The 26,564-nt window shown below is 55.7% G+C and carries 22 protein-coding genes, 2 tRNA genes, 1 other RNA gene and 3 pseudogenes; 10 read left to right on the top strand and 18 right to left on the bottom strand.

What is annotated here, in order from left to right:
* Window positions 1-482: 482 nt before the first annotated feature.
* The 8 genes from APY94_RS13240 to ffs form a co-directional block, all read right to left on the bottom strand.
* Window positions 483-629, bottom strand: a complete 147-nt coding sequence (locus APY94_RS13240) for a hypothetical protein (protein WP_157065514.1) — start codon at window positions 627-629, stop codon at window positions 483-485.
* A 265-nt stretch (window positions 630-894) separates the two neighbouring features.
* Window positions 895-972 (bottom strand) — tRNA-Gly (locus tag APY94_RS08950).
* 10 nt (window positions 973-982) lie between these two features.
* Window positions 983-1,059: transfer RNA gene (locus APY94_RS08955), tRNA-Phe, on the bottom strand.
* 89 nt (window positions 1,060-1,148) lie between these two features.
* Window positions 1,149-1,868 carry a 7-cyano-7-deazaguanine synthase QueC gene (gene queC / locus APY94_RS08960; RefSeq protein ID WP_058939307.1) on the bottom strand — a complete coding sequence of 240 codons (720 nt, stop codon included), beginning with the start codon at window positions 1,866-1,868 and terminating at the stop codon, window positions 1,149-1,151.
* The gene (locus APY94_RS08965; RefSeq protein WP_058939308.1) at window positions 1,865-2,275 is read right to left on the bottom strand and encodes a PIN domain-containing protein; all 411 of its coding nucleotides are present in this window, start codon (window positions 2,273-2,275) and stop codon (window positions 1,865-1,867) included. The genes queC and APY94_RS08965 overlap by 4 nt, the downstream gene beginning before the upstream one ends.
* The gene (locus APY94_RS08970) at window positions 2,263-2,499 is read right to left on the bottom strand and encodes an AbrB/MazE/SpoVT family DNA-binding domain-containing protein (protein ID WP_058939309.1); all 237 of its coding nucleotides are present in this window, start codon (window positions 2,497-2,499) and stop codon (window positions 2,263-2,265) included. The genes APY94_RS08965 and APY94_RS08970 overlap by 13 nt, the downstream gene beginning before the upstream one ends.
* A gap of 49 nt (window positions 2,500-2,548) precedes the next feature.
* On the bottom strand, window positions 2,549-3,451 hold the full coding sequence (locus APY94_RS08975) for a dihydroorotate dehydrogenase (RefSeq protein ID WP_058939310.1): 903 nt from the start codon (window positions 3,449-3,451) through the stop codon (window positions 2,549-2,551).
* A gap of 90 nt (window positions 3,452-3,541) precedes the next feature.
* Window positions 3,542-3,855: signal recognition particle sRNA (gene ffs, locus APY94_RS12960), an RNA gene on the bottom strand.
* Window positions 3,856-3,979: 124 nt separating this feature from the next.
* Between ffs and APY94_RS08980 the strand changes: the two are divergent.
* The 5 genes and pseudogenes from APY94_RS08980 to pyrH all read left to right on the top strand — a co-directional run bounded on the left by APY94_RS08980 (window position 3,980) and on the right by pyrH (window position 8,316).
* Window positions 3,980-5,424, top strand: a pseudogene (locus tag APY94_RS08980) (FAD-dependent oxidoreductase).
* The gene (locus APY94_RS08985) at window positions 5,417-5,923 is read left to right on the top strand and encodes a 4Fe-4S dicluster domain-containing protein (RefSeq protein WP_058939311.1); all 507 of its coding nucleotides are present in this window, start codon (window positions 5,417-5,419) and stop codon (window positions 5,921-5,923) included. Before APY94_RS08980 ends, APY94_RS08985 begins: the two are co-directional and overlap by 8 nt.
* A gap of 210 nt (window positions 5,924-6,133) precedes the next feature.
* The gene (locus APY94_RS08995) at window positions 6,134-6,406 is read left to right on the top strand and encodes a (2Fe-2S)-binding protein (RefSeq protein WP_058939313.1); all 273 of its coding nucleotides are present in this window, start codon (window positions 6,134-6,136) and stop codon (window positions 6,404-6,406) included.
* On the top strand, window positions 6,399-7,565 hold the full coding sequence (locus APY94_RS09000) for an NAD(P)/FAD-dependent oxidoreductase (protein ID WP_058939314.1): 1,167 nt from the start codon (window positions 6,399-6,401) through the stop codon (window positions 7,563-7,565). The genes APY94_RS08995 and APY94_RS09000 overlap by 8 nt, the downstream gene beginning before the upstream one ends.
* 73 nt (window positions 7,566-7,638) lie before the next feature.
* Window positions 7,639-8,316 (top strand): UMP kinase, encoded by a 678-nt coding sequence (pyrH, locus tag APY94_RS09005; RefSeq protein WP_058939315.1) that lies wholly within the window; start codon window positions 7,639-7,641, stop codon window positions 8,314-8,316.
* A gap of 26 nt (window positions 8,317-8,342) precedes the next feature.
* Here the strand turns inward: pyrH and APY94_RS09010 are convergent, their stop codons facing one another.
* On the bottom strand, window positions 8,343-9,374 hold the full coding sequence (locus APY94_RS09010) for a HEPN domain-containing protein (protein WP_058939316.1): 1,032 nt from the start codon (window positions 9,372-9,374) through the stop codon (window positions 8,343-8,345).
* Window positions 9,375-9,629: 255 nt separating this feature from the next.
* On the opposite strand from APY94_RS09010, the gene APY94_RS09015 reads away from it, so the two are divergent.
* The 5 genes and pseudogenes from APY94_RS09015 (at window position 9,630) to APY94_RS09035 (ending at window position 15,946) form a co-directional block, all read left to right on the top strand.
* Complete coding sequence (locus APY94_RS09015; RefSeq protein WP_058939317.1) at window positions 9,630-10,949, top strand: NAD(P)/FAD-dependent oxidoreductase; 1,320 nt, start codon at window positions 9,630-9,632, stop codon at window positions 10,947-10,949.
* Window positions 10,950-11,307: 358 nt separating this feature from the next.
* Window positions 11,308-13,053, top strand: coding sequence for an endonuclease/exonuclease/phosphatase family protein (locus APY94_RS09020; RefSeq protein WP_058939318.1), 1,746 nt, complete (start codon window positions 11,308-11,310; stop codon window positions 13,051-13,053).
* Window positions 13,054-13,089: 36 nt separating this feature from the next.
* Window positions 13,090-13,356, top strand: a pseudogene (locus tag APY94_RS09025) (RNA 2'-phosphotransferase); the annotation flags it as partial.
* A gap of 2 nt (window positions 13,357-13,358) precedes the next feature.
* Entirely contained in the window at window positions 13,359-14,681 is a 1,323-nt protein-coding gene (locus APY94_RS09030; RefSeq protein ID WP_245610450.1) for a C69 family dipeptidase, read from the top strand.
* A gap of 2 nt (window positions 14,682-14,683) precedes the next feature.
* Window positions 14,684-15,946, top strand: coding sequence for a glycoside hydrolase family 1 protein (locus tag APY94_RS09035; RefSeq protein WP_058939319.1), 1,263 nt, complete (start codon window positions 14,684-14,686; stop codon window positions 15,944-15,946).
* A 48-nt stretch (window positions 15,947-15,994) separates the two neighbouring features.
* Here APY94_RS09035 and APY94_RS09040 read toward each other — a convergent pair whose 3' ends face one another.
* The 9 genes and pseudogenes from APY94_RS09040 to APY94_RS09080 all read right to left on the bottom strand — a co-directional run bounded on the left by APY94_RS09040 (window position 15,995) and on the right by APY94_RS09080 (window position 26,535).
* Complete coding sequence (locus tag APY94_RS09040) at window positions 15,995-17,386, bottom strand: hypothetical protein (RefSeq protein ID WP_058939320.1); 1,392 nt, start codon at window positions 17,384-17,386, stop codon at window positions 15,995-15,997.
* Window positions 17,387-17,484: 98 nt separating this feature from the next.
* Window positions 17,485-18,792, bottom strand: coding sequence for a family 4 glycosyl hydrolase (locus APY94_RS09045; protein ID WP_058939321.1), 1,308 nt, complete (start codon window positions 18,790-18,792; stop codon window positions 17,485-17,487).
* Window positions 18,793-19,590, bottom strand: coding sequence for a PIG-L deacetylase family protein (locus tag APY94_RS09050; protein ID WP_342667083.1), 798 nt, complete (start codon window positions 19,588-19,590; stop codon window positions 18,793-18,795).
* Entirely contained in the window at window positions 19,587-20,921 is a 1,335-nt protein-coding gene (locus APY94_RS09055) for an MFS transporter (RefSeq protein WP_058939322.1), read from the bottom strand. The genes APY94_RS09050 and APY94_RS09055 overlap by 4 nt, the downstream gene beginning before the upstream one ends.
* Entirely contained in the window at window positions 20,918-22,003 is a 1,086-nt protein-coding gene (locus APY94_RS09060; protein ID WP_058939323.1) for a polysaccharide deacetylase family protein, read from the bottom strand. The genes APY94_RS09055 and APY94_RS09060 overlap by 4 nt, the downstream gene beginning before the upstream one ends.
* Window position 22,004: 1 nt before the next feature.
* The gene (locus APY94_RS09065; RefSeq protein ID WP_058939324.1) at window positions 22,005-23,066 is read right to left on the bottom strand and encodes a galactokinase; all 1,062 of its coding nucleotides are present in this window, start codon (window positions 23,064-23,066) and stop codon (window positions 22,005-22,007) included.
* A gap of 78 nt (window positions 23,067-23,144) precedes the next feature.
* Window positions 23,145-23,744: pseudogene (locus tag APY94_RS09070) on the bottom strand (RNA-guided endonuclease InsQ/TnpB family protein); the annotation flags it as partial.
* Between the two features lie 138 nt (window positions 23,745-23,882).
* Window positions 23,883-25,043: an NAD(P)/FAD-dependent oxidoreductase gene (locus APY94_RS09075; protein ID WP_058939325.1), complete on the bottom strand. Its 1,161-nt coding sequence runs from the start codon at window positions 25,041-25,043 to the stop codon at window positions 23,883-23,885.
* Between the two features lies 1 nt (window position 25,044).
* Window positions 25,045-26,535, bottom strand: a complete 1,491-nt coding sequence (locus APY94_RS09080) for an FAD-dependent oxidoreductase (RefSeq protein WP_058939326.1) — start codon at window positions 26,533-26,535, stop codon at window positions 25,045-25,047.
* Window positions 26,536-26,564: the final 29 nt, after the last annotated feature.

Genomic DNA, 26,564 nt, shown 5'->3' on the forward strand with positions numbered 1-26,564 from the left:
CCGTGGTCTAGCCTGGTTATGACGCCGCCCTCACACGGCGGAGGTCCGGGGTTCGAACCCCCGCGGGCCCACCATAAGAAACTTTGCCTGCGCAAAGTTTCATCAAAGTTGGTAGCTCTTCTTGAAGTGCAAGTTCTCTAGAGGTGTTCTACTTGAAATCAATTGTTTTGAGTGAGAACTCCTTTAGGGACTCCTTGTAAAGGGGTTTACCCCTAAAAATACGCCCGTAGGGCGTCAAAAGAAAGCAAACCCATTCCAAGGGACTCCTTGCAATTTGTTCTCGCTCAAAAAGGAAGGCCTTAATTTGAAAAACTGGCTTGTAATGACGCCTTTAGCGATGAGCTACGAACTTTTGGTGAAGCTTTTTCCAACTTTTTCCAAAAGCTTGTTTGCCTGCGCGGGGTTTGACCAAGTTCGCGTGTTTCTTTGGCAGTACTTCACAAAAATGAAATGGGTTGGGGCGTTATGGTGGGAGCACTGCCCTAACTGAGCATTGACCATCCCATTACCCCAATCAGAACCAGCGTCAATATCAGTACCAGGAGATAAAATATCAGCGCGGCCGTAAAAAATCCAAGTCCGAACTTGAATCCGTCTCCAAACGACAGCCCCTTCTTCTCTTCTCCCATGGTGCACCTCCCCATTTCTCTGTGTGGCTACCCAGACACACATGCGTTTATTTCTTTTGAAGGATTACTTTAATGGCTAATAAATCTTCCGCTTCAGGTTTAACGCGGAGAACGGTACCAATGGAAGTTAGATTGGATATCTTTGGGCTGACCCCAGAAGAGGCTGTAGAGCCAAACCTGAAACTTCATGATGTGCTCCAGAGTCCGATCGCCCGAAAAGGATATTCTGGGTGAGGAAGTTCCAGAAATCATCGTAAACCCGGAATGGTGCGGTGGCCGGGATTTGAACCCGGGTCACCGGCTTGGAAGGCCGGTGTCCTAGACCAGGCTAGACTACCACCGCACGCGAGAAGTGGTGGGGCGAGGGGGATTTGAACCCCCGACACCCGGATCTTCAGTCCGGCGCTCTCCCAGGCTGAGCTACCGCCCCACGCCCAAAGATAAGGGGCAGGCAGAGATTTATAAATCTTGCGGTGGGCCGGGGCGACACTGCACTGCTGTGGGGATTTTGAGCGGACGTCATATCTTGGGCTTAACCGCGTAAACAGTCCTGTCCTCGCCGATGGCCTCAATCAGACCACGATGGCGCCGCACACAGCTCTCACACTCGCCGCAGTGTATCGGCTTTCCGTCCTCGGTGAAGCCCTTCGGCATGTAGCAGGAGTTGGAGTACTCGTACTTCGCGTCTAGCTCCTTCAAAAGCCTCGCTATTCCCTTCTTGTCGAGGTCTATGAGCGGTGCAACGACCCTCACATCGGCCATTGTGCCGTACTTCAGCATCTCGTTCATCCTCTCCACGAACTCAGGGGTGTTGTCCGGGAAGGTGGCTCCCTCCTCGGCGTTGAATCCGACTATTATGTCCCCGCCGCCGAGCGCATCTAGGAGCGAGGCGGCAGCGCTTATGAGGACAACGTTTCTCGCCGGAACCCAGACGCTCTTGGCCGTCTCCTGCGCAACGCTCATGTCCTCAAGCTCCTCGGCGGTAACCTTCGGCGTTTCCCCTCCAACGAGGGTTGTTCCCCTCAGCTTCGAAAACTCCTCAAGGAAGTTGAGCCGTACCACCTTCAGCGGAACGTCCAGTTCCTTCGAGAAGAACTCTGCCACCCTGTTCGTGACCCTCTCCTCGTTGCTTCCGTAGTTCACGGTGAGCATTATGACCTCATCGTAGTTCCTCTTCGCCCAGTACAGGCAGGCGGTGCTATCAAGTCCGCCGCTGAAAAGAACTACCGCGCGCTTCATTCTATCACCTCTGGAAGAACTTTAACACCCAGCTTTCTACCCCTCTTTCTAAGCTTTTTGTCGTAGGTCGCAAGGGCCCCAGTTTCTTTTGCTATTGCCAGTATCACGGAGTCATTATAATGTTTCAGGCTAAGGTTTCCGAAGAGGTCAAAAGCCCGGAGGAGGTACTGTCTGTCATCGACAAGGGTGACCCTCTCATTTAAGAGGATTCTCGAGACGGTTTTCTTTGCTTCTTTAGGCGGAACTCCAGTCACTGCTAAGTTCCAGATGAGCTCGTATACGACGATTATTGGCAACACGACTTTGTCGAGGGAGTTTATTAGCCCTCTTGCCTCTTCGTATCTCCTAGAGCTAGGATTAATTGAGTAGAGGACAACGTTCGTGTCGATGACGGCTATTCTTCCCATTTGGAAGCCTCCATGAGCGCTTTTCTAGTGTTCTCCTCTATCTCCTTTGGGGTGAAGTCCCTTCCAAGGTCGAGAGTTGGCCACTCAAGCTGGGCCTTTCTAATCACTATCTCGTCCCCTCTGAGCTCGACGTCGAGGTACTCCCCTTCCTTTATCCCAATGGCCTTTCTTATCTCAGCCGGAATCGTTATCTGGTAGTTACGGGTAACCTTCGTCAAGGGCATAGTAGTTCACCATAGTATAGTAGACTTTTCTACTAGATAACTCTTTCGCTCACTCTAGGGCCATCCCCACTATCTCCTCCACGCTCGAAAACCCTTCTTCCTCTAGGTATCTCTCAATGCCCACACTTATCTCTCTGAAAACCTTCCAGCCGCGGATGGAGACTGTGGTCCCTATCTGAAGGGCTGAAGCCCCAGCTAGGAGGAACTCAACGGCGTCCTGCCATGTAGTTATTCCTCCGATACCAATCACCGGAATGTCAAGCGTCCTTGCGAGGTCGTACACAGCTCTTAACGCCACGGGCTTCACCCCAGGCCCCGAATAGCCGCCGACACGGTTGCTGAGGATGGGCCTCCTCGCGTATACGTCAATCGCCACAGCCTTCAGCGTGTTTATCGCCGAAACCGCATCCGCCTCAGCTTTTTCCGCCGCTGCACCGAGCTTCGTTATGTCGTCTATGTTCGGGGTCAGCTTTGCTATGACTGGTTTGTCCGTTGCGTCTTTCACGGCTTTAACGACTTCATAGACGTTCTCCGGCTTCTGGCCGATCTCCATGCCGTAGCCCTTCGCGTGGGGACAGCTGAGGTTCAGCTCGAAGGCATCAGCAACCTCGCTCAGCTTCTCCGCGAGAAAGGCGAACTCCTCCGGCGTTCCTCCGAAGATGGAAACTATGAGCGGAAAGTCGAAGGTGTAACCCTCGACCATCTCGAGGAAACCCCTCCAGCCTGGGTTCGGTAGGCCCATCGCGTTTACCAGGCCATAGGGAAGCTCTACGATTGTGGGGTTGTCGTAGCCCTTCCTCGGTTCGATTCCGATTGATTTGGTGACCACCCCTCCGGCGCCCTCCTCGTGCGCTCTAATCCATTGTTCGGGGACCTTGTCGTTTATTCCGGATGCGAGAATGAGCGGGTTCTCAAATCTGATTCCGAAAAGCTCGACCTCAAGGCTCGCCATATAAACACCTCAAATGCAAAAAGAGCGATCTGGCTAATAAGGTTTTGCTTTCCAAGCATCAGGCTCTGTCAGAAAAGTTTCCTTTAGTGGCGGCGGGCGCGCCCGGGGGTGGGAACCCTCCACCGCCCGTTTCCACCGGGGCTCGCTCACCCCCGCTACCCCACGAGCGCCGAACGTCCCGCCTACCGCTGCTCCCTTCCGGGCCTGGCGGGGTTCGGCGGGCAAAGGGCGTTAGTCCGGCCCTCCAGCCGGACCCCGCCCACCGCCGGCCCCGTGGGACGAGGGATCACCGTTGTGCCCCGGCTTCCGCGGGCGGCTTTGGGAACCGCCCCCCGGGCTTCGGCCCCGGCATATCGACGGTTTCCGGTTGCAGGGGACGCCGAACCCCCCGGCCTAGCCCGCCGCCAGCTAACTTATCCTCCACCTGATATATAAAGCTTTGGTAATCCCTGAAACCAAAGGTGAAGAACCTTCGGATTGAAAAATTTTCATAAATGCATGAACGAATAGGTGCATGGGTGATACACCATGCGCTTAACTGAGCATCCTGTTCTGCGTTTTGAGCGTGGCAGGGAGGTTACAATATACTTTGAAGGACGGCCGATCAAGGCATACGGGGGGGAAACGATAGCGACGGCCCTTCACGCCGCTGGAATCAGGGTTCTAAACTACTCCGCCAACGAGAGACGCCCAAGGGGTCTCTTCTGCGCCATCGGCAAATGCTCCTCGTGTCTGATGGTCGTGAACGGAATCCCGAACGTCAGAACCTGCATAACCCTCGTCGAGGACGGCATGAGGATCGAACCCCAGCGCGGAAAGGCCAAGTTGCCGAAGGAAGCAAAGCCGCCTGAGTTCAAGGACGCAAAGGTCGTCAGGGCGGACGTCGTTATAGTGGGCGGCGGTCCAGCCGGCCTAATGGCAGCTATCCACGCGGCTGACGCAGGAGCGAGCGTCGTTCTTCTTGATGAGAACCCCATGCTCGGCGGCCAGCTCGTCAAGCAGACCCACAAGTTCTTCGGCAAGCGCGAGCAGTTCGCGGGAGTCAGGGGCGTGGAGATAGCCAAAATTCTTGAGGATGAAGCCAGGAAGAGGGAGAACGTTGAAATCTTCCTTGAAACGTCCGCCGTTGGCATCTTTCAGGAGGGCGACGAGAAGCTCGTCCTGGCCGTCAAGAACAACCGCGAGCTGATAGAGTTCCGCGGAAGGGCGGTTATCGTGGCAACCGGCGCGATGGAGAAGATGATACCATTCGAGAACAACGATTTACCGGGGATCTACGGTGCCGGCGCGATTCAGACGCTCATGAACACTTACGGCGTCAAGCCCGGTGATAAGGTTCTAATCGTTGGAGCCGGAAACGTGGGACTTATTCTGGCGTATCAGCTCATTCAGGCCGGCGTTGAGGTGAAGGCGATAGTCGAGGCCATGCCGAAGGTCGGCGGCTACTTCGTCCACGCGGCCAAGGTTAGGCGCCTGGGCGTTCCGATACTCACGAGACACACCATCTGCGCGCCGAGGGCAGGGAGAAGGTCGAAAGGGCAATCGTTGCCCAGCTCGATGAGAACTGGCGGGTCATCCCCGGAACGGAGAGAACCTTTGAGGTTGACGTCATAGCACTCGCAGTCGGTCTGAGGCCCAGCATCGAGCTCCTCCACCAGGCCGGCTGTCAGATAATGTACGTCCGCGAGCTCAGCGGGCACGTGGCTGTCCGCGACGAGTGGATGGAGACTACCGTTAGGGGAATCTTTGTTGCCGGAGACTCGGCCGGGATAGAGGAGGCAACGACCGCAATGCTCGAGGGCAAGGTGGCCGGAATTGCAGCCGCGCTGCGGCTGGGCATAGCGGACGAGGGCTGGCTCAGGGAGATGGAGAAGGCCCAGAAAGACCTCCTGGAGTTCCGCTCCGGGCCCTTTGGCAGGCATGTGCTCGAGGGCATAAAGAAGGCCCTTATTGGAGGTGTCGCCAGTGAGTGAAATCCCTGCCTACCTCAGAAACGGTTACATCACCCCTGAGGAGCTTGAAAAGTTCATCCCCCTGCCGAGCGAGGAGAGGCTCAGAAAAAGGCCCGTCGCCGTTCCGGAGTGCCCGCAGGAGATACCCTGCGCCCCGTGCAGGGAGATATGTCCTACGGGAGCTATAAGCATGCCCACCCCGAACGATCTGCCGATAGTCGATTACGACAAGTGCATTGGCTGCTCCCTCTGCGTCCAGATCTGCCCCGGTTTGGCCTTCTTCATGGTGCACTACGTCGGCGGCAAGGCGAGGATAACGATGCCCCACGAACTCCTTCCGGTTCCCGAGAAGGGCGAAGAAGTCGTTCTTCTCAACAGGGTCGGCGAGCCTGTTGGAAAGGGGAAGGTGCTCACGATCGTGCCGAGGGAGAAGAGCAAGGGAGACACGCCGATAATCATCGTAGAGGTGCCGATAGAGCTGGCCTGGGACGTCAGGGCGGTTAGGGTGGTGAGAGAATGAAAATCCAGCGTATTTGGACCGGAGAGCCATTGGAAAGCGGAGATTTCAGAGAGGTTCGCAGTCTTACCGCGCCCGAAGGGCGCATTCCAAGTGCGAACACTCAAAGAAAGGCATTGAGTCACGCTCTCACACCTACCGGAGCGAGTTGTAGAGTAAAAACTTTTCCGCCAGCGCTTGCGCAAGCAAGGGCTGTGGTGAGAGGTGATTGAAATGGGGGAAAAGAAAATCGTCTGTCGCTGTAACGACGTCACCGTTGAGGAAATTGAGGCGCTCATCGATTCCGGCGTCACTGACATCGAGGAGCTCAAGAGGCTTCTCCGCATAGGAATGGGCCCCTGTCAGGGAAGGACTTGTATTCCTATAGTGCTGTCGATCCTCGCGAGGAAAACTGGAAAGAGGCAGGAGGAGATACCGCTTCCAAAGGCGAGGGTCCCCACGAGGCCCGTTCGCGTAGAGGTCATAGTGGGTGGTGCCGATGAGTAAAATAGCCATCATAGGCGGCGGAATAATAGGGGTCGCCACCGCCTACGAGCTGGCGAAGCTGGGGGAGGAGGTAATCCTCTTCGAGAAGAACTACTTCGGCTCGGGCTCCACCTTCCGCTGTGCAACGGGAATCCGCGCCCAGTTCACGGACGAAGCGAACATCAGGCTGATGAAGCACTCCGTGGAGAGATGGGAGAAGCTTGAGGAGGAGCTGGAGAGTGACATCGTCTTCAGGCAGACCGGCTACCTGTTCCTCGCCGCGAGCGAGGAGGAGGTTGAGGCGTTTAAGGCGAACATAAAGCTCCAGAACAAATTCGGTGTCCCAACGAGGCTCATCGATATGGACGAGGCCAAGGATATAGTGCCGATCCTCAACACCGAGCCTTTCTTAGCTGGAGCGTGGAACCCGAAGGACGGCAAGGCGAACCCCTTCAAGACGCTCTTTGCATACCTCTTCCGGGCTAGGGAGCTCGGCGTTGATGCGAGGGAGCATACGGAAGTGGTTGGCTTCGAGCGCGAGGGAGATGCCATAACCGCCGTGAAGTTCAGGAGCAACGGGAGGATCGAGAGCGTTAAGGTCGATGCCGTTTTGAACGCGGCCAACGCCTGGGCGCCGCTCATCAACGAGATGGCTGGCTTAAAGCGGGACCTCGTTCCCATCACCGCCTACAAGCACCAGCTCGTCAAAACCGAACCGCTGGAGCCCGGACAGGCCGAACCGCTGGTCTGCCCGCCGAGCTGGAACGACGCCTACATAATCCAGGACGGCGAGGACGGCGGAATAATCTGCGGTGCCGGGATAGAGCACAAAGCTAAGAGCCTCGACGACTACGAGCCGACCTACGACTTCCTGCGCGGCGTTTTGGAGTATGCCGTCAGAATCGCCCCGCCGCTGCGCTACGCTCACATAGTCCGCCAGTGGGCCGGTTTCTACGCAAAGACACCCGACAGCAACCCAGCCATTGGAAAGCTCCTTGACAACTTCTACATAGCGGCAGGCTTCAGCGGGCACGGCTTTATGATGGCACCGGCCGTTGGGGAGGCCATGGCCGAGTTGATGAGCAAGGGAAGGAGCAGCGTGCCGCTCGACTGGGAGTGGTACGACCCCTACCGCTTCGAGAGGGGAGAGCTGAGGAGTTCGGCCTTCCAGATAGGCTGACCCCTTTTCTTTATCATCTTCCCGGCAAGAAAAAGGTTATAAAGGGGCCCCGATTAGCATCGTGAGGGTCATCATGAGGATAGTCTTCGATATAGGCGGTTCGGTTCTCGTTCCTGACGACCCGGACGTTGATTTTATCGGGAAGGTGGCTTACGAGCTCATCAAGATAAGCGAGGATCACGAGGTTGCCGTGGTAGTCGGCGGCGGAAAGGTGGCGCGCAAGTACATCAAGGCCGCGAAGACCTTCACTCCCAACGAGACCTTCAAGGACTACATCGGCATACACATCACCCGTGCCAATGCCATGCTCCTGATAGCGGCGCTCGGCGAGAAGGCCTATCCCTTCGTAATCCAGGACTTCCGTAAGGCCTGGGAGGTCATCCAGCTCAAGAAGATACCAATAATGGGCGGAACTCACCCCGGCCACACGACCGATGCGGTTTCGGCTCTCCTCGCGGAGTACCTTCAGGCCGACCTTCTCGTCGTGGTGACAAACGTTGACGGCGTCTACGACAGTGACCCGAGGAAGAACCCGAACGCGAAGAAGCTCGACGGGATAACCTTCGACCAGCTCGTCGAGATAGCGATGCAGGCCGAGAGCAAAGCGGGAGGAAGCGGAGTTGTGGATGCCCTCGCCGCCAAGTTCATCCAGCGCGGCAAGATAAGGACATACATCGTGGGCAAGAAGGACGCCTACAGCCTCTTCGATGTGATAAAGGGTAAGCACAGCGGGACGGTTGTGGAGCCGTGAGGTTTCTTTTTATCATCCCCTTCTCATTAGGCGTCCTCTTCAGAAGATAGGGGCAATAATCGTGATGTCGATTTTAACAAATCTTCCACCGCGTTTACTGCGGTATTTAAATTACCCAGTTCCAAATCTTCTTCGGGTATACCCCATTCATCAGGGTATCTACTGCTAGCTTCATATTTGGACAAACATATATGCAAAGGAATCGCTAGTATTGGTTTGACAGAATCTATTACTGCCTGAAAAACTATATCAACATCCAGCTTAGAGAAGCTCTCAGGAAACACTACCCCTGCCAAATTCTCGATATTTTCTGGGGTTAGATTAACGTCAGTCTTTAGTCTCTCAAACTCCCCCTCTAATTGTTTTGACAACCCAAGATACTCTTTTGATGTTGCTTTCAAACAGGGATACTTAGGGCTCCTTAAGTGTCTATTCTTCTCCTTTTTATCCTTCGTTATGTGGACTTGTTGCACATTACTTTCCGTTTCTGGAAGGTCAGAGGAGGGGTTATCTGATACGTCCTCGAATAATGAGATTATGATTTTAAAAGAGTCTTGGACAAATGCTTTCTCATTGTCGCTTAAATGTACATTTCCATTTTCAATGGCATAATTAATATCCTCAGCCATTCGTTTAAACAAAAGTATCATGTATTCCTTCATTCGTCCATATGTATATTCTCTTGAGAGTTCTGCTATGTAATTAAAAAATCCCCCAAAGCCATGTCCAAATGCCTTGGGGCGGGTATAATTCCTAGAGCGCTTTAAAAGGGAAACACATTTTCCATATCCTGCCTTTCTGTCTTCTTGTTCCCTAATAAATGATGACAATCCGATCATTCCACTTATGAATGTTGAAAGGAAATAAGCTTTTAGTGTCTTCTCGCATGCCTGTTGCAGAGAGTAAATTACTCTAGCTCTCATCTCACTTTCCAATTCGGACGGCACATGTTCTAGGGTATTTAAGATAATCTTAGCCAGCTCTAGATCCGCATTCGCCTTATCAAGTAGCTTACTGGAGATTTCAATAGTGCTATATACAGATGGATTCTTACTCATAGTGGGGTAATATGTTGCAAATTATATATTTAAATGTTCTGTTGCACTATCAGTAGTTTCATTAGATGAGGATTTCTTGTACATAGTTGTATATACCCACCGGCTGGCTCAAAGCCCTCAGTGCAATCGAAGCCCTAACCGGAGCCGTCTTCATGGCGCTCATCGTCGCGGTGATTGCCCGTAAATGGATGCGCTGAACCTAAGGTTAAAGCCAACTTTTTATACCTCCTCGCCCTTCTCCCTCCGGTGGTGCTCATGAAAATCGTGGTCGTCGGTTCTGGAACTGCCGGAAGCAACTTCGCGCTGTTCATGCGCAAGCTCGACAGGAAGGCCGAGATAACCGTCATCGGAAAGGAGGAAACCATGCAGTACTCCCCCTGCGCCCTGCCGCACGTCATCAGCGGCACAATAGAGAAGCCGGAGGACGTAATCGTCTTCCCAAACGAGTTCTACGAGAAGCAGAAAATCCAGCTCATGCTCGGAACGGAGGTCAAATCCATAGACCGCGAGAGGAAGGTCGTGATCACCGACAAGGGTGAGGTTCCCTACGACAAGCTCGTTCTGGCTGTGGGCTCAAAGGCCTTCGTCCCGCCGGTAAAGGGCGTTGAGAACGAGGGAGTCTTCACCCTCAAGAGTCTCGACGACTTGAGGAGGATAAAGGCCTACATCGCCGAGAGGAAGCCGAAGAAGGCCGTCGTCATCGGTGCCGGTTTAATCGGCCTCGAAGGGGCTGAAGCCTTCGCGAAGCTCGGCATGGAGGTTCTTGTGGTAGAGCTCATGGACAGGCTTATGCCGACCATGCTCGACAAAGACACCGCCAAGCTCGTACAGGCCGAGATGGAGAAGCACGGCGTTTCCTTCCGCTTCGGAGTTGGGGTCAGCGAGATAATCGGCAGTCCGGTTGAGGCCGTCAAAATCGGCGACGAGGAAGTTCCGGCCGAGCTGGTTCTCGTCGCTACTGGAGTTAGGGCAAACGTCGACCTCGCAAAGGCGGCAGGCCTCGACGTGCACTGGGGCATCGTTGTAAACGAGCACCTCCAGACGAGCGACCCGGACATCTATGCGATAGGCGACTGCGCCGAGGTGATCGACGCCGTTACTGGTCAGAGAACCCTTAGCCAGCTCGGAACGAGCGCGGTGAGGATGGCAAAGATAGCAGCGGAGCACATAGCCGGAAAGGACATCTCCTTCAGGCCGGTCTTCAACACCGCAATAACCGAACTCTTCGGCCTTGAGATAGGCACCTTCGGAATAACCGAGGAGAGGGCAAAGAAGGAGGGCATTGAGATAGCCGTCGGCAAGTTCAAGGGAAGCACAAAACCCGAATACTACCCCGGTGGAAAGCCGATAACGGTTAAGGTAATCTTCAGGAAGTCCGACAGAAAGCTCATCGGCGCCCAGATAGTCGGCGGCGAGCGCGTCTGGGGCAGGATAATGACGCTCTCCGCCCTGGCTCAGAAGGATGCAACGGTTGATGACGTCGTTTACCTCGAAACGGCTTACGCCCCGCCGATAAGCCCGACGATAGACCCGATAAGCGTTGCCGCCGAGATGGCCCTCAGGAGATTCCGCTGAGTGGAGCCCCGGGCTCTTTTCTCCCTTCTTCGCCCCAAGTTTGCCCTCCCTTCAATCTTTCCCGGGTTAGTGGCCTTGCGATGCTCGTGGTGTTTCTCGTTCTCCTCCCCGCCGGCCACATGCTCCTGGCCATTCCCACGATAGAGAAGACCTTTCGCTCGGTGCAAGGACTTCGGCGGCTTTACTTGGGCGGGAGATGGGGATAAAGACCGGAATGCTTCTCTTCGCGGTTCATGAAGATGGAAATTGCCCTTCTCCTTGGCGCGCTGGCGTTCCTGCTACCCTTCTTCCTTTGAGCCGTTGGAACATCAACAAAGTTTAAGTGCTCTCCCAACAACTTGGGTTTTAGGTGATTGATATGAAGGTGGACGAGAGGGATAAAATACTGCTCGGTCTTGGAACGGGGGTGCTGTTGGCATCGTCCCTCAGGGTCTTTGTGGCCGGAGCGTACTCGAGTCTGGAGAAGACCTTCTTTTATGGAATGAACTTTCCATCCGGGCTGGGAATTCTCCTGCTCCTCCTGGCGGCCTTCCTCGTGGGGAGAATTGGTCGGAAGGTCGGGGCGGCAATAATGGTCGCCTACGCCCTCGCACTCCTCGCCACCGATGCCACAGAGTACGTCCACCTCGTAGCGGCCTTTGCCCTGCCGGTGGCCCTTGCGCTCGTCAAGGAGCTTGACGTCAAGTACCTTGCCATGGGACTCGTTGCCGACCTTTCACTCCGTGTCCTGGCCGTTGGCGGCGAGCCTGCTGACTTCCCCCACACGAGGGTTGTCCTGGCGCTCTTCCTGCTCCTGGGGGCCTATGCTCTCTGGAAGGAACCGGGAACGCTCAAAAAGCCTGGTTTTGGCCTCTACGCCTTCGCGGCCCTGCTCGAGCTGGGGCTGATTTACCCCAACGTGGTGATGCGCTACTCCGGAATGACGGTCTATTATCTTCCGGAGTTTATCGGCTTCTCCCTGCTCCTTGCCCTTGCCCTGCTCCTTGGCCCGCACCTGGCGAGGAAGCCAACGGTCGCGATGGCGCTCCTGATAGTCGGCTCGGCGACGCTCTTCCTCAAGCCCCTCTCGCTGGTTGGTCTTCCCCTCGCCCTGGCATCGACCATTGCCCTCGTTGAAAGCGCGAAGGGCAGCAGAGGGGGAGTCATCGGGGCTGTTTACCTGTTCATTGTAGCCACGCTCGCCCTCGGGGCCTACGTCGGCAGGGATATAGGCCTGCCCTTCATGGAGGATCGGCTTGAGGCCCTTATCCTGGCCGCCTCGGTGGTCTACGCCCTCAGCGCCTACGGGAAGAGCGCCGAGGTAAGCCTTCCAAGCGCGAAGGAGATCGCCGGCCCGCTCATCGGTCTCGTCCTGGCCTCGGTCATCGTCCTGGCCATCTTCAACGCGGGTCCCACCTACGACGAGGCCAAGAGAGACGTCCTAATCTGGACATACAACGTCCACCAGGGGTTCGGGCCGTACGACGGAACGTTCAACGGCTACGAGCTTGTGAACCTTCTCGCCGAGCAGAAGCCCGACGTGTGGCTCGCCCAGGAAGTTGTTGGCGGAATGATAGGCAACGGCTACCAGGACGTCCCCCTCTTCATCTCCGCCCACCTCGGCTATGCCTACGAGTACAAGCCGGCCGTTGAGGGGACCTACGGAATAGCGGTCTTCTCCCACTGGCACATGAAGACCGAGGCCGAGCTGAACCTCGAGAGCGTGGGCCAGGCGAGACCGGCTCAGAAGGTCTCCATCGAGGAGCTGGGCATAACGGTGGTGAACGTCCACATGGGCCTCAGCGAGGAGGAGAGAGCCATGCAGGCGGAGGAGCTCTTGAAGTTTGCCGAGAACTCGCCGGTGGCCCAGATAATAGCGGGCGACACCAACGCCGAGCCGGATGAGAGGGCGATAGGGATACTCACGCGCGACTACCGCGACGCCTTCCCCGAGAGGCCGCCCTACACGTTCCTCTGGGAGCGCAACGGTGTCAGGGACGAGGAGAACATCGACTACATCCTGCTCAAGAAGGACTGGCCGGCCGAGGTTAAGGACCACGGCTGCCTCTGCGACGTGGAGGTTTCGGACCACAGGCCGGTGTGGGCGGTCATCGAGCTGCCGTGAGGTTTGGTTTTTAACTCCTTTCCCCAACTTTTCTCCATGCCGTCGAGGGTGAGGGTCAGCAAGCTGATGGCATACATCCTGCGCCACTCGCCCGAGGAGTTCGGACTCAGGCCGAACGTTGAGGGCTTCGTCCCGCTCAACGAGCTTGTGAATGCACTCCGAACGGTTTATCCGGACGTGACTGAGGGGCTCGTGAGGGAGATAGTCGAGAGGGACGCGAAGGGGTGCTACGAAATACTGGGAGACAAAATCCGCGCCCGCTACGGCCACAGCTTCCCCGTCTCCTTAAACCACGAGGAGGATTAGTGGGAAGGCTCATATACTTCCCACCCCTATTCTGGAAGGGTGGAACCATGTGTGATATTCTCGTGGCCACTCCCGAGGCCACCAAGGAAGGAATAACTCTCTTCGCCAAGAACAGCGACCGCGAGCCGAACGAAGCTCAGATCCTTGAGTTGATACCGAGAACCAAGCACGAGGAAGGGAAGGTCAGGCTGACCTACGTGGACTTTCCCCAGGTCAAGGAAACCTACGCGGTAATCCTCTCCCGCCCCTGGTGGATGTGGGGGGCGGAGATGGGCGTGAACGAGTTCGAGCTGGCGATAGGCAACACCGCCGTCTTCACGAAGGTCAAGGTGCCAGAGAAGGGAATAACCGGAATGGACATGATACGCCTCGCCCTTGAGAGGACCAAGAGTGCGAAAGAGGCTTTGGAGTTCATAACCGGCATCGTTGAGCAGGGTTTGCAGGGTGGAAACGGGAGCAAAAGCCACAAGCTCTACTACTTCAGCTCCTTCATGATATCCGACCCCAAGGAGGCGTGGGTTCTTGAGACGGTTGGGAAGGAGTGGGTTGCCAAGAGAATCGAGGGTGTTTATTCCATCTCCAATGCGCTGACGATTGAGAATGACTGGGACATGGCATCGGAGGGCGTCGAGAGGCTCGCGAGAAAGGGTTCTTTCAGCTTTGCGGGGCACTTCTCGGACCGCTTTTACACCCACTTCGCCCGCGGCAGGGAGAGGAGGGCCTTCACGCTGGCGAAGCTGAAGGAACGTGAGGGCGAGATAACGCTCGAATACATGATGTTCCTTCTGCGCTCCCACTCCTTTGAGCCCTACCGCCAGGAGAAGGGCTCGATGAGGGACATCTGCATGCACTACGGCGGCTTAACGAGACCCTCTCAGACGGCTTCATCTCAAGTTTCCGAGCTTGGAAAGGGCCTCCACTGGTTCACAGGTACATCAAACCCCTGCCTGAGCATCTTCAAGCCGGTGACCTTCGAGGGCGGCCTTCCGGACCTTGGGAGAACTCCAATGGACAAATACGACCCCGAGACCTATTGGTGGCGCTTTGAGGCATTTCACAGGAAGTTTCTGACGAACTACCTGAACTACATCGAGGACTTCGCCCGCGAGAGGGATAGACTGCAGGCCGAGATAATCGAGAAGGCGAGAGAGATTGAGAAGACGCCGGAGGATCTAAAGGCGCTGACGGAGTGGGCCTTCAGGGAAGAAGCCAAGCTCCTCGAAAGGTGGGAAAAGCTGGTGAAGCCCGGAAGGCTTCCCTTCCTCTTCGGGCGGAGCTGGAGAAAGGTCAACGAAGAGGCAGGACTCAAGCTGGAGGGTTGAAGATGCTCAGGTTTCCGGATGGATTTCTCCTCGGAACGGCAACCTCGTCCTACCAGATAGAGGGCGGCAACGTCTGGAGCGACTGGTGGTACTGGGCGGAGAAAGGGAAACTTCCCCCAGCTGGAAAGGCCTGCAACTCCTGGGAGCTGTACGAGAGGGACATCGAGCTTATGGCCGAGTTGGGCTACAGGGCCTACCGCTTCTCCATCGAATGGGGCCGGGTCTTTCCGGAGGAGGGAAGGCCGAACGAAGAGGCCTTAATGCGGTACCAGGGGATAATAGACCTACTCAACGAGAACGGCATTGTCCCGATGCTCACGCTCCACCACTTCACCCTGCCCACGTGGTTCGCCCTCAAGGGGGGCTTCGAAAGGGAGGAGAACCTGGAGCACTGGAGGAGCTACGTTGAGCTGATAGCTGACAACATCGAGGGCGTTGAGCTGGTGGCGACCTTCAACGAGCCGATGGTCTACGTCGTGGCTTCATACGTGGAAGGCATGTGGCCGCCCTTCAGAAGGAACCCGCTGAAGGCTGAGAAAGTCGCGGCAAACCTGATCAAAGCCCATGCCATCGCCTACGAGATCCTCCGCGGGAAGTTCAGGGTCGGAATAGTGAAGAACCGCCCGCACTTCATCCCGGCGAGCGATTCAGAGAGGGACAGAAAGGCGGCGGAGGAGATAGACTACACCTTCAACCGCTCGCTCCTGGACGGAATCCTGACCGGGAAATTCAGAGGTTTTATGAGAACCTTCGACGTCCCCCCGAGCGGCCTCGACTGGCTCGGGATGAACTACTACAACATCATAAAGGTCAAAGCTGTGAGGAACCCGCTCAAACGCTTCGCCGTCGAGGACGCCAACGTGAGCAGGAAAACAGACATGGGCTGGAGCGTCTACCCGAGGGGCATCTACGAGGGGCTGAAGGCGTTCTCGGGGTATAACCTTCCGCTCTACGTCACCGAGAACGGGATAGCGACGCTCGACGACGAGTGGCGCATCGAGTTCATAGTCCAACACCTCCAGTATGTCCACAGAGCTTTGGAAGAGGGCATCGACGTGAGGGGCTACTTCTACTGGTCGCTCATAGACAACTACGAGTGGGCTGAGGGTTTTAGACCGCGCTTTGGACTCATAGAGGTCGACTACGATACGTTCGAGAGGAAGCCGAGGAGGAGCGCCCACGTCTACGGCGAAATCGCAAAGAAGGGAGAGATAAGCGACGAGCTGCTTGGGCGGTACTCTATAAAATTCCTCCGACGTTTTTAGTCTCCCCATATTTATATTTCTTATACAATGCAAAAAGAGAAAAGGAAGTCATCTCTCAGTGTTTGGATCAAGTGAGTTAGGACAGAAGTTTCCAATGCATGGTGGGGATGAATCCTGGCCGTCATCTATTGTGGTAAAGTACATTGCCACTTCTACGTTGTTGTTATCCGCGAGTTCAAGAGTCCTATTTAGTATGGAGGCGTAATAGAGCTGATTAGGGGCTCCCCGTTCTATGTCAACGTTGTAAGTGGTAACGGATTGTGAAGTTGATGAGTAGCTGAACGTTATTGACAATGCCCCAATCACCGGAAGCTTGCTCCAGAGCCAGTTAACGGCGGAACCTCCCAGGGGGGTTGAATAAAACTTATATCCCGAACTTCCCTGGAAATCGAAAATTATATTGTCGTAGATCCCTTCTTCTGAAGTCCTCACAGCCTCAAATTTCGTCCCAATGTTAATTGTGGGAAAGTGAGAACTCGAAAGGTAATCTGTCAGTAAGTGACCCCTGTTCAAATCGCTTTCCCTGACAGTACGATATCCGCTCATCATGATTTCCAGGGGATAAACTCCAGCAATGGGGATACTAGCGTACTCCTTCCTCCACTTATCGTACACTGGAACGTTGTAAATAACGACCACGTACTTCAGCGGGAGATTCAAGTACCTATCAAGGTACCCATCCCCTGTTCTTACGTATGGCTTTGGCGCGTAGCTAACCTTCAGCGTTGAGCCTGAGTACGAAGTTCCAAAGTCTAGGACTGGTATCCCGTCCACACTCAAGCTCCACATTGATTTTGTGCTTGTTGTCAGCTGGATGCCCCATGCAATCCCAAGAATGGTAATTTTCTTAGATCCTCCGGTCCTGACTTTTAATCCCATGAAGGGGATCCATTCCGTGAAGGTTTTTGAGTCCGCATAATATGAGTCCTGGAGGTACTCCCAGTTTTCAATTATGCAGTATCTGGCATTAAGCTCTTCATAGCCCTGAGGACAGGACGACGTTCCAAAAACCGAACGCAGTTTGTACTTCAACCTTGCCGTTACTGGGAGTCTCATCCTTGGTTTGGTGGAGGGTTCAGCAACTTCCGCTATTGAGAACATGCCCTTCAGTTCAAGAGGTTTCCCTGGCTGGATGCTTTTTACGCCAATCTTCCCGTCTTTTGTGAAGTATATTGCCAGTGGAGTGGGTACAGTGTGCAGGTTTTCAGTAGCCCCTGCTTCACGCCACTTTTTGCTCTCTGTTCTCAGAGTCACGAGACCGCTGAGGCGTCCCTGCTTGAGGAGCTTTACCCCTCCCTCTGGGGAAGGCTGGAATATGAAGACTTTAGCACCTCCCTGGAGGTAAGTTCTTTCGACACTCAGAAAGTCCGTCGCTGCCATGCCAATGGCAGAGGTTAACAATATAGTTAGCAACAAAACTCCAACAATCTTAAGTTTCATAATCTCACCTTATAGAGTTCTCAATCATTTTTCTGAATTTATTTCTTATAAACTTTACTGCATAAAGTTGTTCAAATACCTGTCGACATAAGGATAATTCACGAGAATGCCATTAGACGTAGTATCTCTATGTCACCCTCATCGAACTGGGGTAGGGCATCGAGGTGGGCCCTCATGAGCTCGGCCATCGCCCTCAGCCCTGCCTCAGCGTCGTGAACAACCGGGTCGAGGAGCACCGCCTTTATCACCTTCTCAACGTTTCCTTCGACTGCCCCCTCGCTTGAAAGCCTCTGTATCTCTGCCTGGACCCTGAGGGGAACCAGGGCTTCCCTCGGGAGCTCGACGTGGAGCGGTTTTATCCCCTTCGGCGAGACTTCGGCTGGAACCTCGACTATCGTGCCTTTCGGCAGGTCTATGTAGCCTCTGTTGGGAACGTTTATGGCCTCCTGAAGCTTCTCGACCCCCTCAAGCCCTTCCACAACGTTCATAGCAACGTCCGGGAACTTAACGAAGCGGTTGAAGGCGAACTTCGGGACGAGACCCCTGAGGAACAACCTCAGCAGCCTTCTTACTTCTTCTCCCTCCTTCTTCGTCCGCTCTATCCATTTGAGCCCTTTCTTCTCCTCTGGAATTAGCGGCCAAGCAAAGCTCAGGTACTCCCCTATGTGGTTGTCGTCCGGTGAGGGGAAGAGGCCGTATGTTCGGTAGAGTAGCTGACTCAGCGGCTCGAAGTCTGGCCTTTTCTTTAAGGCCTCGTCAAGCCGTGGATAGGCGTCTTCGCCCTTCACGTGAAGCTCTCGTATCCAGGTGAAGTGGTTCAAGCCCCCCGCGATGAGACTTATCTCCCTCTCGTCGGCTTTTAGGATGGGAGCCAGCATCTCCTTCCTCTCAAGGTAGCCGGTGCAGAGGCCGTAGACGTTTTTGAGCCCCGTGTAGTTGAGGACCGCGTAGGTCACCCTCGGCTCGGGGTTGGAGTAGATGAAAACCCCCGCATCTCTGTTGATGTCCTCTATCCTTCTCGCGATTTCAAGAACCAGCGGGACGACGCGTAGGGTGTGCGCCAGGCCGCCTAAGCCCCCGTTCTCCCCGAGAACCTGTCTGATGCCGTGCCGATGGGGAATTTTGAAATCCAGCTTCCAGCGTTCATATCGCTCCTTCTCGACCGAGATAACGGCGTAATCGAGGCCATGGCCTTCGAGCCCCTCGACGCTCTCAAGTGGAGTGACCCCGAACCCCGCCTTGAAGGTTTTCCTCATCTTTTCAGCCAGAGCGGTTATGAACTTCCTCCGCTCGTCGTCTATCTCGACGAGATAAACCTCAGCGTTCCTAAGAACCTCGCTCGTGGCTATCGTGTAGATGCCCAGGGGAGTGAATATGCTTCCGGCTCCAATAAAGGCTATCCTCACTCACAACACCCCCGCGAGCGGGTTGGCGTGGAAGAGAACCGTGGGGAGTATCCTCAGCCCCTCGCCGTATTTGAAGCCCGCCATCTCGCCGTAGAACCTGGCAACGCTCTTCACGAAGACCTCCCACGAGCTCCAATCCCCTCCGAACTGGCTTTCGTGGGCTTTCAGCGCCTTCAGCTTGAGCTTGAGGAAACCAGTAACATCCTCAATGTAGTTCGAGTTGTCCGTGTAGTAGAAGCCGAGGAGCCTTACCTCCCACGGCTCTCCTTCCCCGACGCTCGGAAGGGCGGAGAAGAAAGCCGCCTCTCCGGCCAAGAGCCCCGCGTTCCTGTGGTCTGGATGAACGTCGTAGGGGAGCCAGGGGTCCGGGGCGAGGACGAGGTCAGGCTTTTCGGAGCGGATTATCCTCAGCAGTTCCCCCCGGACCTCTTCGCTGTAGGGGAGCCTTGTGTCCCGGTAGTCAAGCCAGAGGAGTTTTTTGACGCCTATTATCTCCGCCGCCCTCTCCTGCTCCCTCCGCCGGATTTTCTTCAGCTCATCGGGCGGAAGCTCCCTGCTCCCTGCTGAACCGTCCGTCAGTGTGAGGTAGGTTATCTCCTTCCCCTCCCGCGAGAGCTTCGCCAGCATCCCCCCGATGGCGAGCTCGCAATCATCCGGATGGGGCTGGACGCAGAGAATCCTTTCAACGCCCTCGAAGGGCCTCTCCACGTCGAAGCCCAGCGTTTCCTTCAAAAGCGCCCTGAACTCATCGGGGGAAACTCCTCTGAGCTTGGCTTTGGCTAAAAGAATCGGCTTCAAGGCACTTCACCTCCCAGCAGTTCCTGGGCGCGCCTCCTGAGTATCTCCCTGACCTCCTCCCTGTCCCGTGGATACTGATGCCTTATCCAGAACCATACGAGGGCACAGAGCGTCCAGAAGAGCGAGCCTATTATGAGGGTGTACTCGTAGGCCTGGGCGTTGGTGTAGCCGGCAGCTCTAAGGGCCTCGATGAGGAATCCGCCGAAGAGCGGGCCGAGGGCCTTCCCGACGTTGTCTATGATGTTGAACACCCCGAAGACAGTCCCCCTGTCCTCGGGCAGGTTCACCTGGGAGATTATGGCCGTAACGTTCGGCCCCGCGAAGCTGACGAGCTGGAGGAAGAGTATCGAGTAAATCGTCAGTGCGAGCCAGCCCTCGAAGGAGAGCCTGGGCGGGAGCGGGTAAACTATGACCCCAATCGCCGCTATCATTCCGAGAAAGACGGCTATTCCTGTTATCAGCGCCCTGCCGCCGGGGCTTCTCCTCTCGAAGTAGTCTCCGACGTAGCCTCCGACTAAGGTTCCTATGACCGTCGCTATTCCGAGGATCAGCAGAACGAAGGTTGCGGTGTCCTTCTCCATTCCCCTCGTCACTATGAGGAACGAGACCAGCCAGTACATGAGGACGCCCCAGGGAACCGTTCCGGCCAAGCCCTGGAGGAATATTAGAAGGTTCGTCTTGGTTCTGAAGGACTTTCTAACTGCCTCCCAGCTCAGCCTGTAGGTGTACTCCACACCGCGCTCGATGAGCTTTCTGACCTCCTCCTCTCCGGCCCCCCTCTTGGGCTCCTCCGCTATTACGTAGAAGAGGGGCGCGAGGATGAAGTTCGGAACCGAGGCGAGGATGAAGGGAAGCCTCCAGCTCTCTATCAGACCGGCCATTATCATTCCGAAGAGGGTTCCGAAGCCGAAGGCCGTCTGTATGAAAGCGTAGCCCTTTCCGCGCTCCTCGCTCGGGAACATGTCAGCTATCAGGGAGTAGCCTATCGGGATTATCGAACCGACTCCAATCCCTGTGAAGAGCCTCATGAGAAGCAGCTCGTAGTAGCTGTTGACGAAGGCCGTCAGGAAGCAGGGTATCTCACCGAGGAGAACACCGACCACGAGGAGCTTCTTCCTCCCTTTGATATCTGAGAGAAAACCCCAGACTATCGTTATCAGCGCGCTCGTTGCGACGAATATCGTTGAGACGAGCCCCATCTGGGTCTCGCTTATCCCGAACTCGGCCATTATCTGCTGGTAGTTGGGGGGAAGCAGGTTCTGGTCGGCCATCAGGAAGGCCGCCATCAGGACGAGAAGGAGTATGGAGAGCTTATTTCTCAGGTTTCTCATTCACCACCCCTCCAGGCTTCGTAGATGGACCTAAACGCGTCGAGCCTCCTCTCGGGCAGGGGCTCCCAGCCCCTCGCATCGCTGTTCTCGGCAATGAAGGCCTTTTCTCCTCCCAGATCCCGTGAGAGAAAGTTCAGCCTGGCGTTGCCGTCGTCCAGCTTCCAGATGTCGAGGCTCTTATCGGGCGCCCAGCTCGAAGTCCTCAGGTAGAGCCTCCTTCCGGAGTGGGGAAGCTCGCTTGGAGGCCTTACCTCCCTCCCGAGGGCGTTGAAGACTTCGAGGAAAGAATCGACGGTTATCAGGTAGTCCGCCAGGGGACGGTAGCCCAGGAACTCTATGTCCGTGCCGTAGAGGACGATATCCTCGAGGTCTCTCAGCCATTTTGCCCCCTTCTTCGGGTTCATCAGCGGAAACCTCCCCGCTGAAAGCATCACGACGGTGTTCACGTTCACCCATACCGGTATCGCCTCGATTTCCTTAACCGCTTCGAGGGTTACTTTGCCGGAAAAGACCAGCCCCAGCGATTTCCTCAGCTCCCTCAGACCGAGGAGGTAGTTGACGTACCGGTTGCCCTCGCCCCGCTGGGCCTTAATGAGGTGGGGATAGAGTGGCTTCACAGGCTTTATTGCCCTGTTGAGGTGGTCGGAAAGGACGAGGGCTTCACCATCGACGAAAACTGTCTCGTAGCCGTTGTCCCTAAGTATAGCGGGCAGAATCGGGTCGTAGGCCAGCTCCGGTGGGAAGAAGAGCTTTGGAGAGACTTCAAGGAGGCTCTCCTTTACCTCCCTGTCCCTTCGTACCTGGGCCTCAACCCTGTCGAGGCTCAGGAGAGGCAGTATCGCGTGGCTGTAGGCGGTTCCGGTTATCTCTATCAGCCCCGATTCGATTCCCCCACGTATTAACTCTAGGACATCCTCCGGAAGGAGTTCGAGCGTGAAGCCCGTGATGTTGAGGGCGAAGGGGGTTTCCCTTTTGAGGAGCGCCGAGAGAACCGGTACGTAGGCCTTCTCGATGACCTTTTCTATCTCCGCCTTCGGTATCTCCGCGTACTGGAGGTTGCCGTGGAGGAGGAGAGCGATCAACTCAGACCCTCCTCACGCTCACTCCGTCGCTCGGGCTCACGAGGTGGTAGTCAGGCTCCCAGTTGAAGTGCCTGACGTACTCGTCGGTGACCCTCATCGCAACATCCGGGGCCAGCTCCTCGGGCACTATGGCCACCGCTGACCCGCCGAAGCCGGCACCGGTGAGTTTTGCCCCGTAGGCACCGAATTCAACCGCCTTCCTCACGAAGAAGTCTAACTCTTCGCTTGAAACCTCGTAGTTTCTGGCTAAATCCCAGTGCGAGGCAGTCATCAGCTCGCCGAAGGCCCGGACGTCGCCGCTCCGCAGGGCGTCCCTCGCCTCAAGGACGCGCCGGTTCTCCCTCACGATGTAGCCGAAGAAGCGTCTGTACAGGGAGGGAAGATTCCTCAGCTCCTCCTCTTCGACCTCCTTGGAGGTTCTCTTTCCGAGGAACCTGAGGGTCTCCTCGGCGACCGTCCTCCTCTCTGCGTAGGCTGAGCCGGAGAGTTCCCTCTTAACCCCGGTGTAGAACACGAGAACCTGGACATCGTTCGGAAACCTGATGTACTCGTGCTCCAGCGTGTCCGTGTCGAGGAATATGGCGTGGTCTCTCTTTCCGTGAACGACAGCGAACTGGTCGAGTATCCCGCAGGGGACACCCACGAACTCGTTCTCCGCTTTCTGAGCCAGAAGGGCCATCTCTATCGGAAGGAGATTCAGCCTGTAGGCCTCGTTGAGGAAGGCCAAAACTGCCAGCTCAAGGCTTGCTGAAGAGCTTAATCCGGAACCGATCGGCAGATCTCCACCGAGGATTCCCTTCATTCCCCCGACGTCGTAGCCTTCCTCCCTAAGAACCCAGAAGATTCCCCTGACGTAGTCGGCCCAGTCGCTGGCTTTCCTGATTTCATCGAGGCCGAACTCCTTCACCTCCCTGGATATCTGGGAGTAGACCCTCACCCTCTCATCGGTCTGGGCGTGCAGGACCGTGTAGAGGTCTATCGCCATCGGCATGACGTAGCCGAGCGCGTAGTCCGTGTGCTCCCCAATCAGGTTGACCCTTCCCGGAGAATCAACGCGGTACACGATTCCACCCGTGGGAGTTAGGCTCGAAAATATTTAAGGCTGACCCCCTCCCCGCCAATGGCGGGGGGTTAAACCCCATGCGGAGAGGTTTCCCTTTGGAGTTCTCGGGAATTCAATCCACTCCCCGCCTTCGAGTTTTTCCTTCACCGTAACGCTGATGTGAGCGTACCATTTGCGTTTAACCTCGTCATAAGTTATTTCTAAACGCCCTCGCTTGCCTTTCAAATGAATTCTGCCCTTGAACTGGATTTCAAGGCGTTTGAATTTGCCAAGGCCTTTGAGAACCAGCTTGTTCCCCTCAATCCTGTACTGGTCGTTTCTGAGAACGATTAAGGCTTTTCTCCTCCCATCTTCTTTGAGATAGTTTGGTGGTTTTGGTTTGAACCAGTTGGGGAGTTCTCCATTCCGCTTCTTCCGCAGGAGGGAGAAAAACGAACGCCATGCCTCGGCGTTTTTGCGACAGATTTGTTGGACTGTGACTGAACCGATTTCCCGTTTAAACTCCTCATAAACGGTTTTCTGAGTTTTCAGGAAGTCAATGGGGTTTCCCTGAAAGTATTCCTGTCTCCTCAGGTGGTTTGCTCTGTTCCAAGCCTTAGCGCTAATATCTGATAACTCGAAAAGGGCTTTCTCTTGGGTTTTTGAGGGCTGGAGTTTGACTGTTACCGTCCGTTTCATTCTGGTATATAGTATAAATTTTAAGCCTTAAAAAAGTATCGCTTTCCTGCTCAAAGGCTGGTTGAGTGGTTTACTGCATCCTAGCAGTGGACGGCAAGATTTTCAAAAGAGAGATACAACGAGGGAGAAAAGGAAAGCTCAGCCCATCTGAATCGCAGTCGTTCTCAGTTCTCCCCTTTCGAAGCGGTAGGGGTCGTACCACGCTGCCGGGAGGTCGGTTCTTCCCTTCGTCACCAGGTCCGCCACCATCTCGGCAACCGCAGGCGCCATCATGAACCCGTGCCCGCTGAAGCCAGCCGCGATGTAGTAGTCGCTCAGCTCCTCTATCTTTCCTATGGCGGCGTTGCTGTCCGGCGTCTTCGCGTAGTAGCCGGCCCACGTCCTCAGTATGAGGAGCTCCCTTAGTGCCGGGATGATCTTGGTGAAGTAGTAGCTCACCTCGCGGAGGAACTCGTAGGTCGGGCTCAGGTCGTAGGTCGGGCCCAGCTCGTAGCCGACTCCTCCAACGACACCGCCGTGGGCGGTCTGGGTGAGGTAGGCGTGGCCGTACTTGAAGGAGATGACCATCGGGTTTATCGAGCCCTTCTTTATGGGCTGGGTGATGACAGCCTGGTGCTTGTAGGGCTCTATGGGTATCTTGGTCTTTATCCCTGCCATCGCGTTTATGAGCTTGGCCCAAGCGTTGGTGGCGTTGATGACGGTGCCGGTCCTAATGACTCCCCTGTTCGTTTTCAGTCCCTTTATCTCGCCGTTCTCAATGAGGAAGTCCTTGACCTCTGTGTATTCGACGAGTTTGGCCCCAAAGCGTTCGGCGTTGAGGGCGAACTTGGCCGTGGAGTGGAAGGGGTCCGCCTTTCCGTCGGTCGGGTTCCAGGAGGCGGCTATGACCTCGCTGATGTCGAGGAGTGGGACTATATCCTTTGCCTCCTCCGGTGTTATGAGTCTCGTCGGGACGCCGAAGCGGTTCTGAATCGCTATGTTGCGCTTGAACTCCTCGACCTCATCGTCGTCGTAGAGCAGGAAGAGGTAGCCGGTCTGCTCGAAGGAGAAGCCGTATTCCTCGCTGTATTTCTTCCAGAGCTCCACGGAGCGCTTCATGACCTGGACGTTCGATTCATCGTTGAACTGCTGTCTTATGCCCGTTCCACAGCGGAAGGTGGAACCGGAACCTATGAAGCGCTTCTCTATGACGGTGACCTCCTCCCCACGTTTGGCGAGCTCGTGCGCTATGGTGACTCCGATTATTCCCCCACCGATGATGACGATTTCACTCCTCTCGGGAAGCTCTTTGCTCGGCATTTCAATCCCTCCCCGCGGTGACCTTCATCCTGACGTTCTTCAGCGGCGGTCTCGCGACGGGTATGTCGAGCCTGTCCATCGGCGTTCCGGTTCTCTGGGAGACGACCACCGCGCCGTTGAACAGGCAGAAGCGGCCCTGACAGAAGCCCATCGCGAGGTGGGTCAGGCGCTTGATTATCTGCAGGTCGGTTATTCCACTCCTCACGACGTCGTCTACCTTCCTCAGGGAGACGTCGCAGCCGCATATCTGGACGTCCTCAAGGTTGAGGCTTCCGAAGTCTATACTCTGAACCTGCACCGCCTCCGGTTCGTACTCCTTCAGCCTCTCCGCGTGGATGCACGGCTCGGCGTCGAAGCCGAACTCCCGGAGGATGTAGGCCCCGACGAGCCTGCCCTCCAGGTAGTTTGCGTAGTGCGGCTTTATTGAAACGGCGCTACCGGCGACGTAGATTCCGTCGCGGATCCTGTGCTGGGAGTCGAGAACCGGGGTGTAGTAGCCGTGCTTGAAGACCAGCTTTCCACCTGCCTGGGTCGGCGGGTTGATGTCGGGTCTCCTTCCCTCGGCCATGATGACGGCATCAACCTCGTAGACGTTGCCGTTCGTGTCGATGAGCCTCTCGACCTTCTCATCTCCCTCAACGCGCTTGGGATTCGGGACGACGATGTATTCGATGCTCCAGCGGTCGAGCTCCGCCGTTATCTCTTCCGGCTTGCTACCCACGACTGCGACCTTCCTTCCAGGCGCAACTCCCCAGACGTTGAGAACCTCCAGGAGGTCGGAGCGCCTGAACACACCCGGCATGTCGTTGTTCTCGAAGAGATGGATGTTGTCAACGGCTCCAACGGCCAGAACGACGCGCTTGGCCATTATCTCGATGAGCTGGTTTTCCCCGGTAACTATTGGCACGAGGAAGTACTCGCCCTTGTCGAAGACGCCGAGGGCTATCGTGCCCTTGAAAACACTGACGTTCTCGTTGAACTTTCCGGTGAGCTCCCTAACGACTTCCTGGGGGGACTTCTCCCCAAAGCCCTTCTGGGGAAGGCCCTTGAGCCAGAGGTCGCCTCCGAGCCAGCCCTTCTCCTCCACCAGGGCGACAGTCAGGTGATCCTGAACCTTGAGAACGGTTCCGATTCCAGCCGGGCCGCCTCCGATGACGGCCACATCAACTACCAGCCTTTCAACCGGCTTGCCCTCGTCGATCTCCACGGTCTCCTGGAAGTCCCCGTACCCCTGTCTCTCCAGCCTCATACCGTCACGAACCTTGGTCTTCCTGGCGTTGACGTTCCTTGTTCCGTTCACCACCATGGGGACCGGGCCGAAGGTGAAGGCGCCGCGCTTTCTGCCCTCGGTACTGGTTGTGAGCCAGTAAATCCCGTTTGCAAGAAGGGCGACGGTTATTTTTTCACCTTCATAGGCTTCGTAAGCCTTGCCTTCAAAATAAACTGTGACCTTCCTGGAAGGCTCCTTTTCGGTCAGGTCGAGCGGTCTCATGCTCCCACCTCTAGGATTTCACAATTGGC

The organism is Thermococcus celericrescens, assembly GCF_001484195.1.
In the GTDB taxonomy this organism is placed as follows: domain Archaea; phylum Methanobacteriota_B; class Thermococci; order Thermococcales; family Thermococcaceae; genus Thermococcus; species Thermococcus celericrescens.

What these genes read in the sequence shown, in the direction of transcription:
- APY94_RS09035 (WP_058939319.1), top strand. Translation starts at nt 14,684, where the DNA reads ATGCTCAGGTTTCCGGATGGATTTCTCCTCGGAACGGCAACCTCGTCC.
- queC (WP_058939307.1), bottom strand. Translation starts at nt 1,868, where the DNA reads ATGAAGCGCGCGGTAGTTCTTTTCAGCGGCGGACTTGATAGCACCGCC.
- APY94_RS08965 (WP_058939308.1), bottom strand. Translation starts at nt 2,275, where the DNA reads ATGGGAAGAATAGCCGTCATCGACACGAACGTTGTCCTCTACTCAATT.
- APY94_RS09055 (WP_058939322.1), bottom strand. Translation starts at nt 20,921, where the DNA reads ATGAGAAACCTGAGAAATAAGCTCTCCATACTCCTTCTCGTCCTGATG.
- APY94_RS09015 (WP_058939317.1), top strand. Translation starts at nt 9,630, where the DNA reads ATGAAAATCGTGGTCGTCGGTTCTGGAACTGCCGGAAGCAACTTCGCG.
- APY94_RS09080 (WP_058939326.1), bottom strand. Translation starts at nt 26,535, where the DNA reads ATGAGACCGCTCGACCTGACCGAAAAGGAGCCTTCCAGGAAGGTCACA.
- APY94_RS09020 (WP_058939318.1), top strand. Translation starts at nt 11,308, where the DNA reads ATGAAGGTGGACGAGAGGGATAAAATACTGCTCGGTCTTGGAACGGGG.
- APY94_RS09000 (WP_058939314.1), top strand. Translation starts at nt 6,399, where the DNA reads ATGAGTAAAATAGCCATCATAGGCGGCGGAATAATAGGGGTCGCCACC.
- APY94_RS08975 (WP_058939310.1), bottom strand. Translation starts at nt 3,451, where the DNA reads ATGGCGAGCCTTGAGGTCGAGCTTTTCGGAATCAGATTTGAGAACCCG.
- APY94_RS09010 (WP_058939316.1), bottom strand. Translation starts at nt 9,374, where the DNA reads ATGAGTAAGAATCCATCTGTATATAGCACTATTGAAATCTCCAGTAAG.
- pyrH (WP_058939315.1), top strand. Translation starts at nt 7,639, where the DNA reads ATGAGGATAGTCTTCGATATAGGCGGTTCGGTTCTCGTTCCTGACGAC.
- APY94_RS09040 (WP_058939320.1), bottom strand. Translation starts at nt 17,386, where the DNA reads ATGAAACTTAAGATTGTTGGAGTTTTGTTGCTAACTATATTGTTAACC.
- APY94_RS13240 (WP_157065514.1), bottom strand. Translation starts at nt 629, where the DNA reads ATGGGAGAAGAGAAGAAGGGGCTGTCGTTTGGAGACGGATTCAAGTTC.
- APY94_RS08995 (WP_058939313.1), top strand. Translation starts at nt 6,134, where the DNA reads ATGGGGGAAAAGAAAATCGTCTGTCGCTGTAACGACGTCACCGTTGAG.
- APY94_RS08970 (WP_058939309.1), bottom strand. Translation starts at nt 2,499, where the DNA reads ATGCCCTTGACGAAGGTTACCCGTAACTACCAGATAACGATTCCGGCT.
- APY94_RS09075 (WP_058939325.1), bottom strand. Translation starts at nt 25,043, where the DNA reads ATGCCGAGCAAAGAGCTTCCCGAGAGGAGTGAAATCGTCATCATCGGT.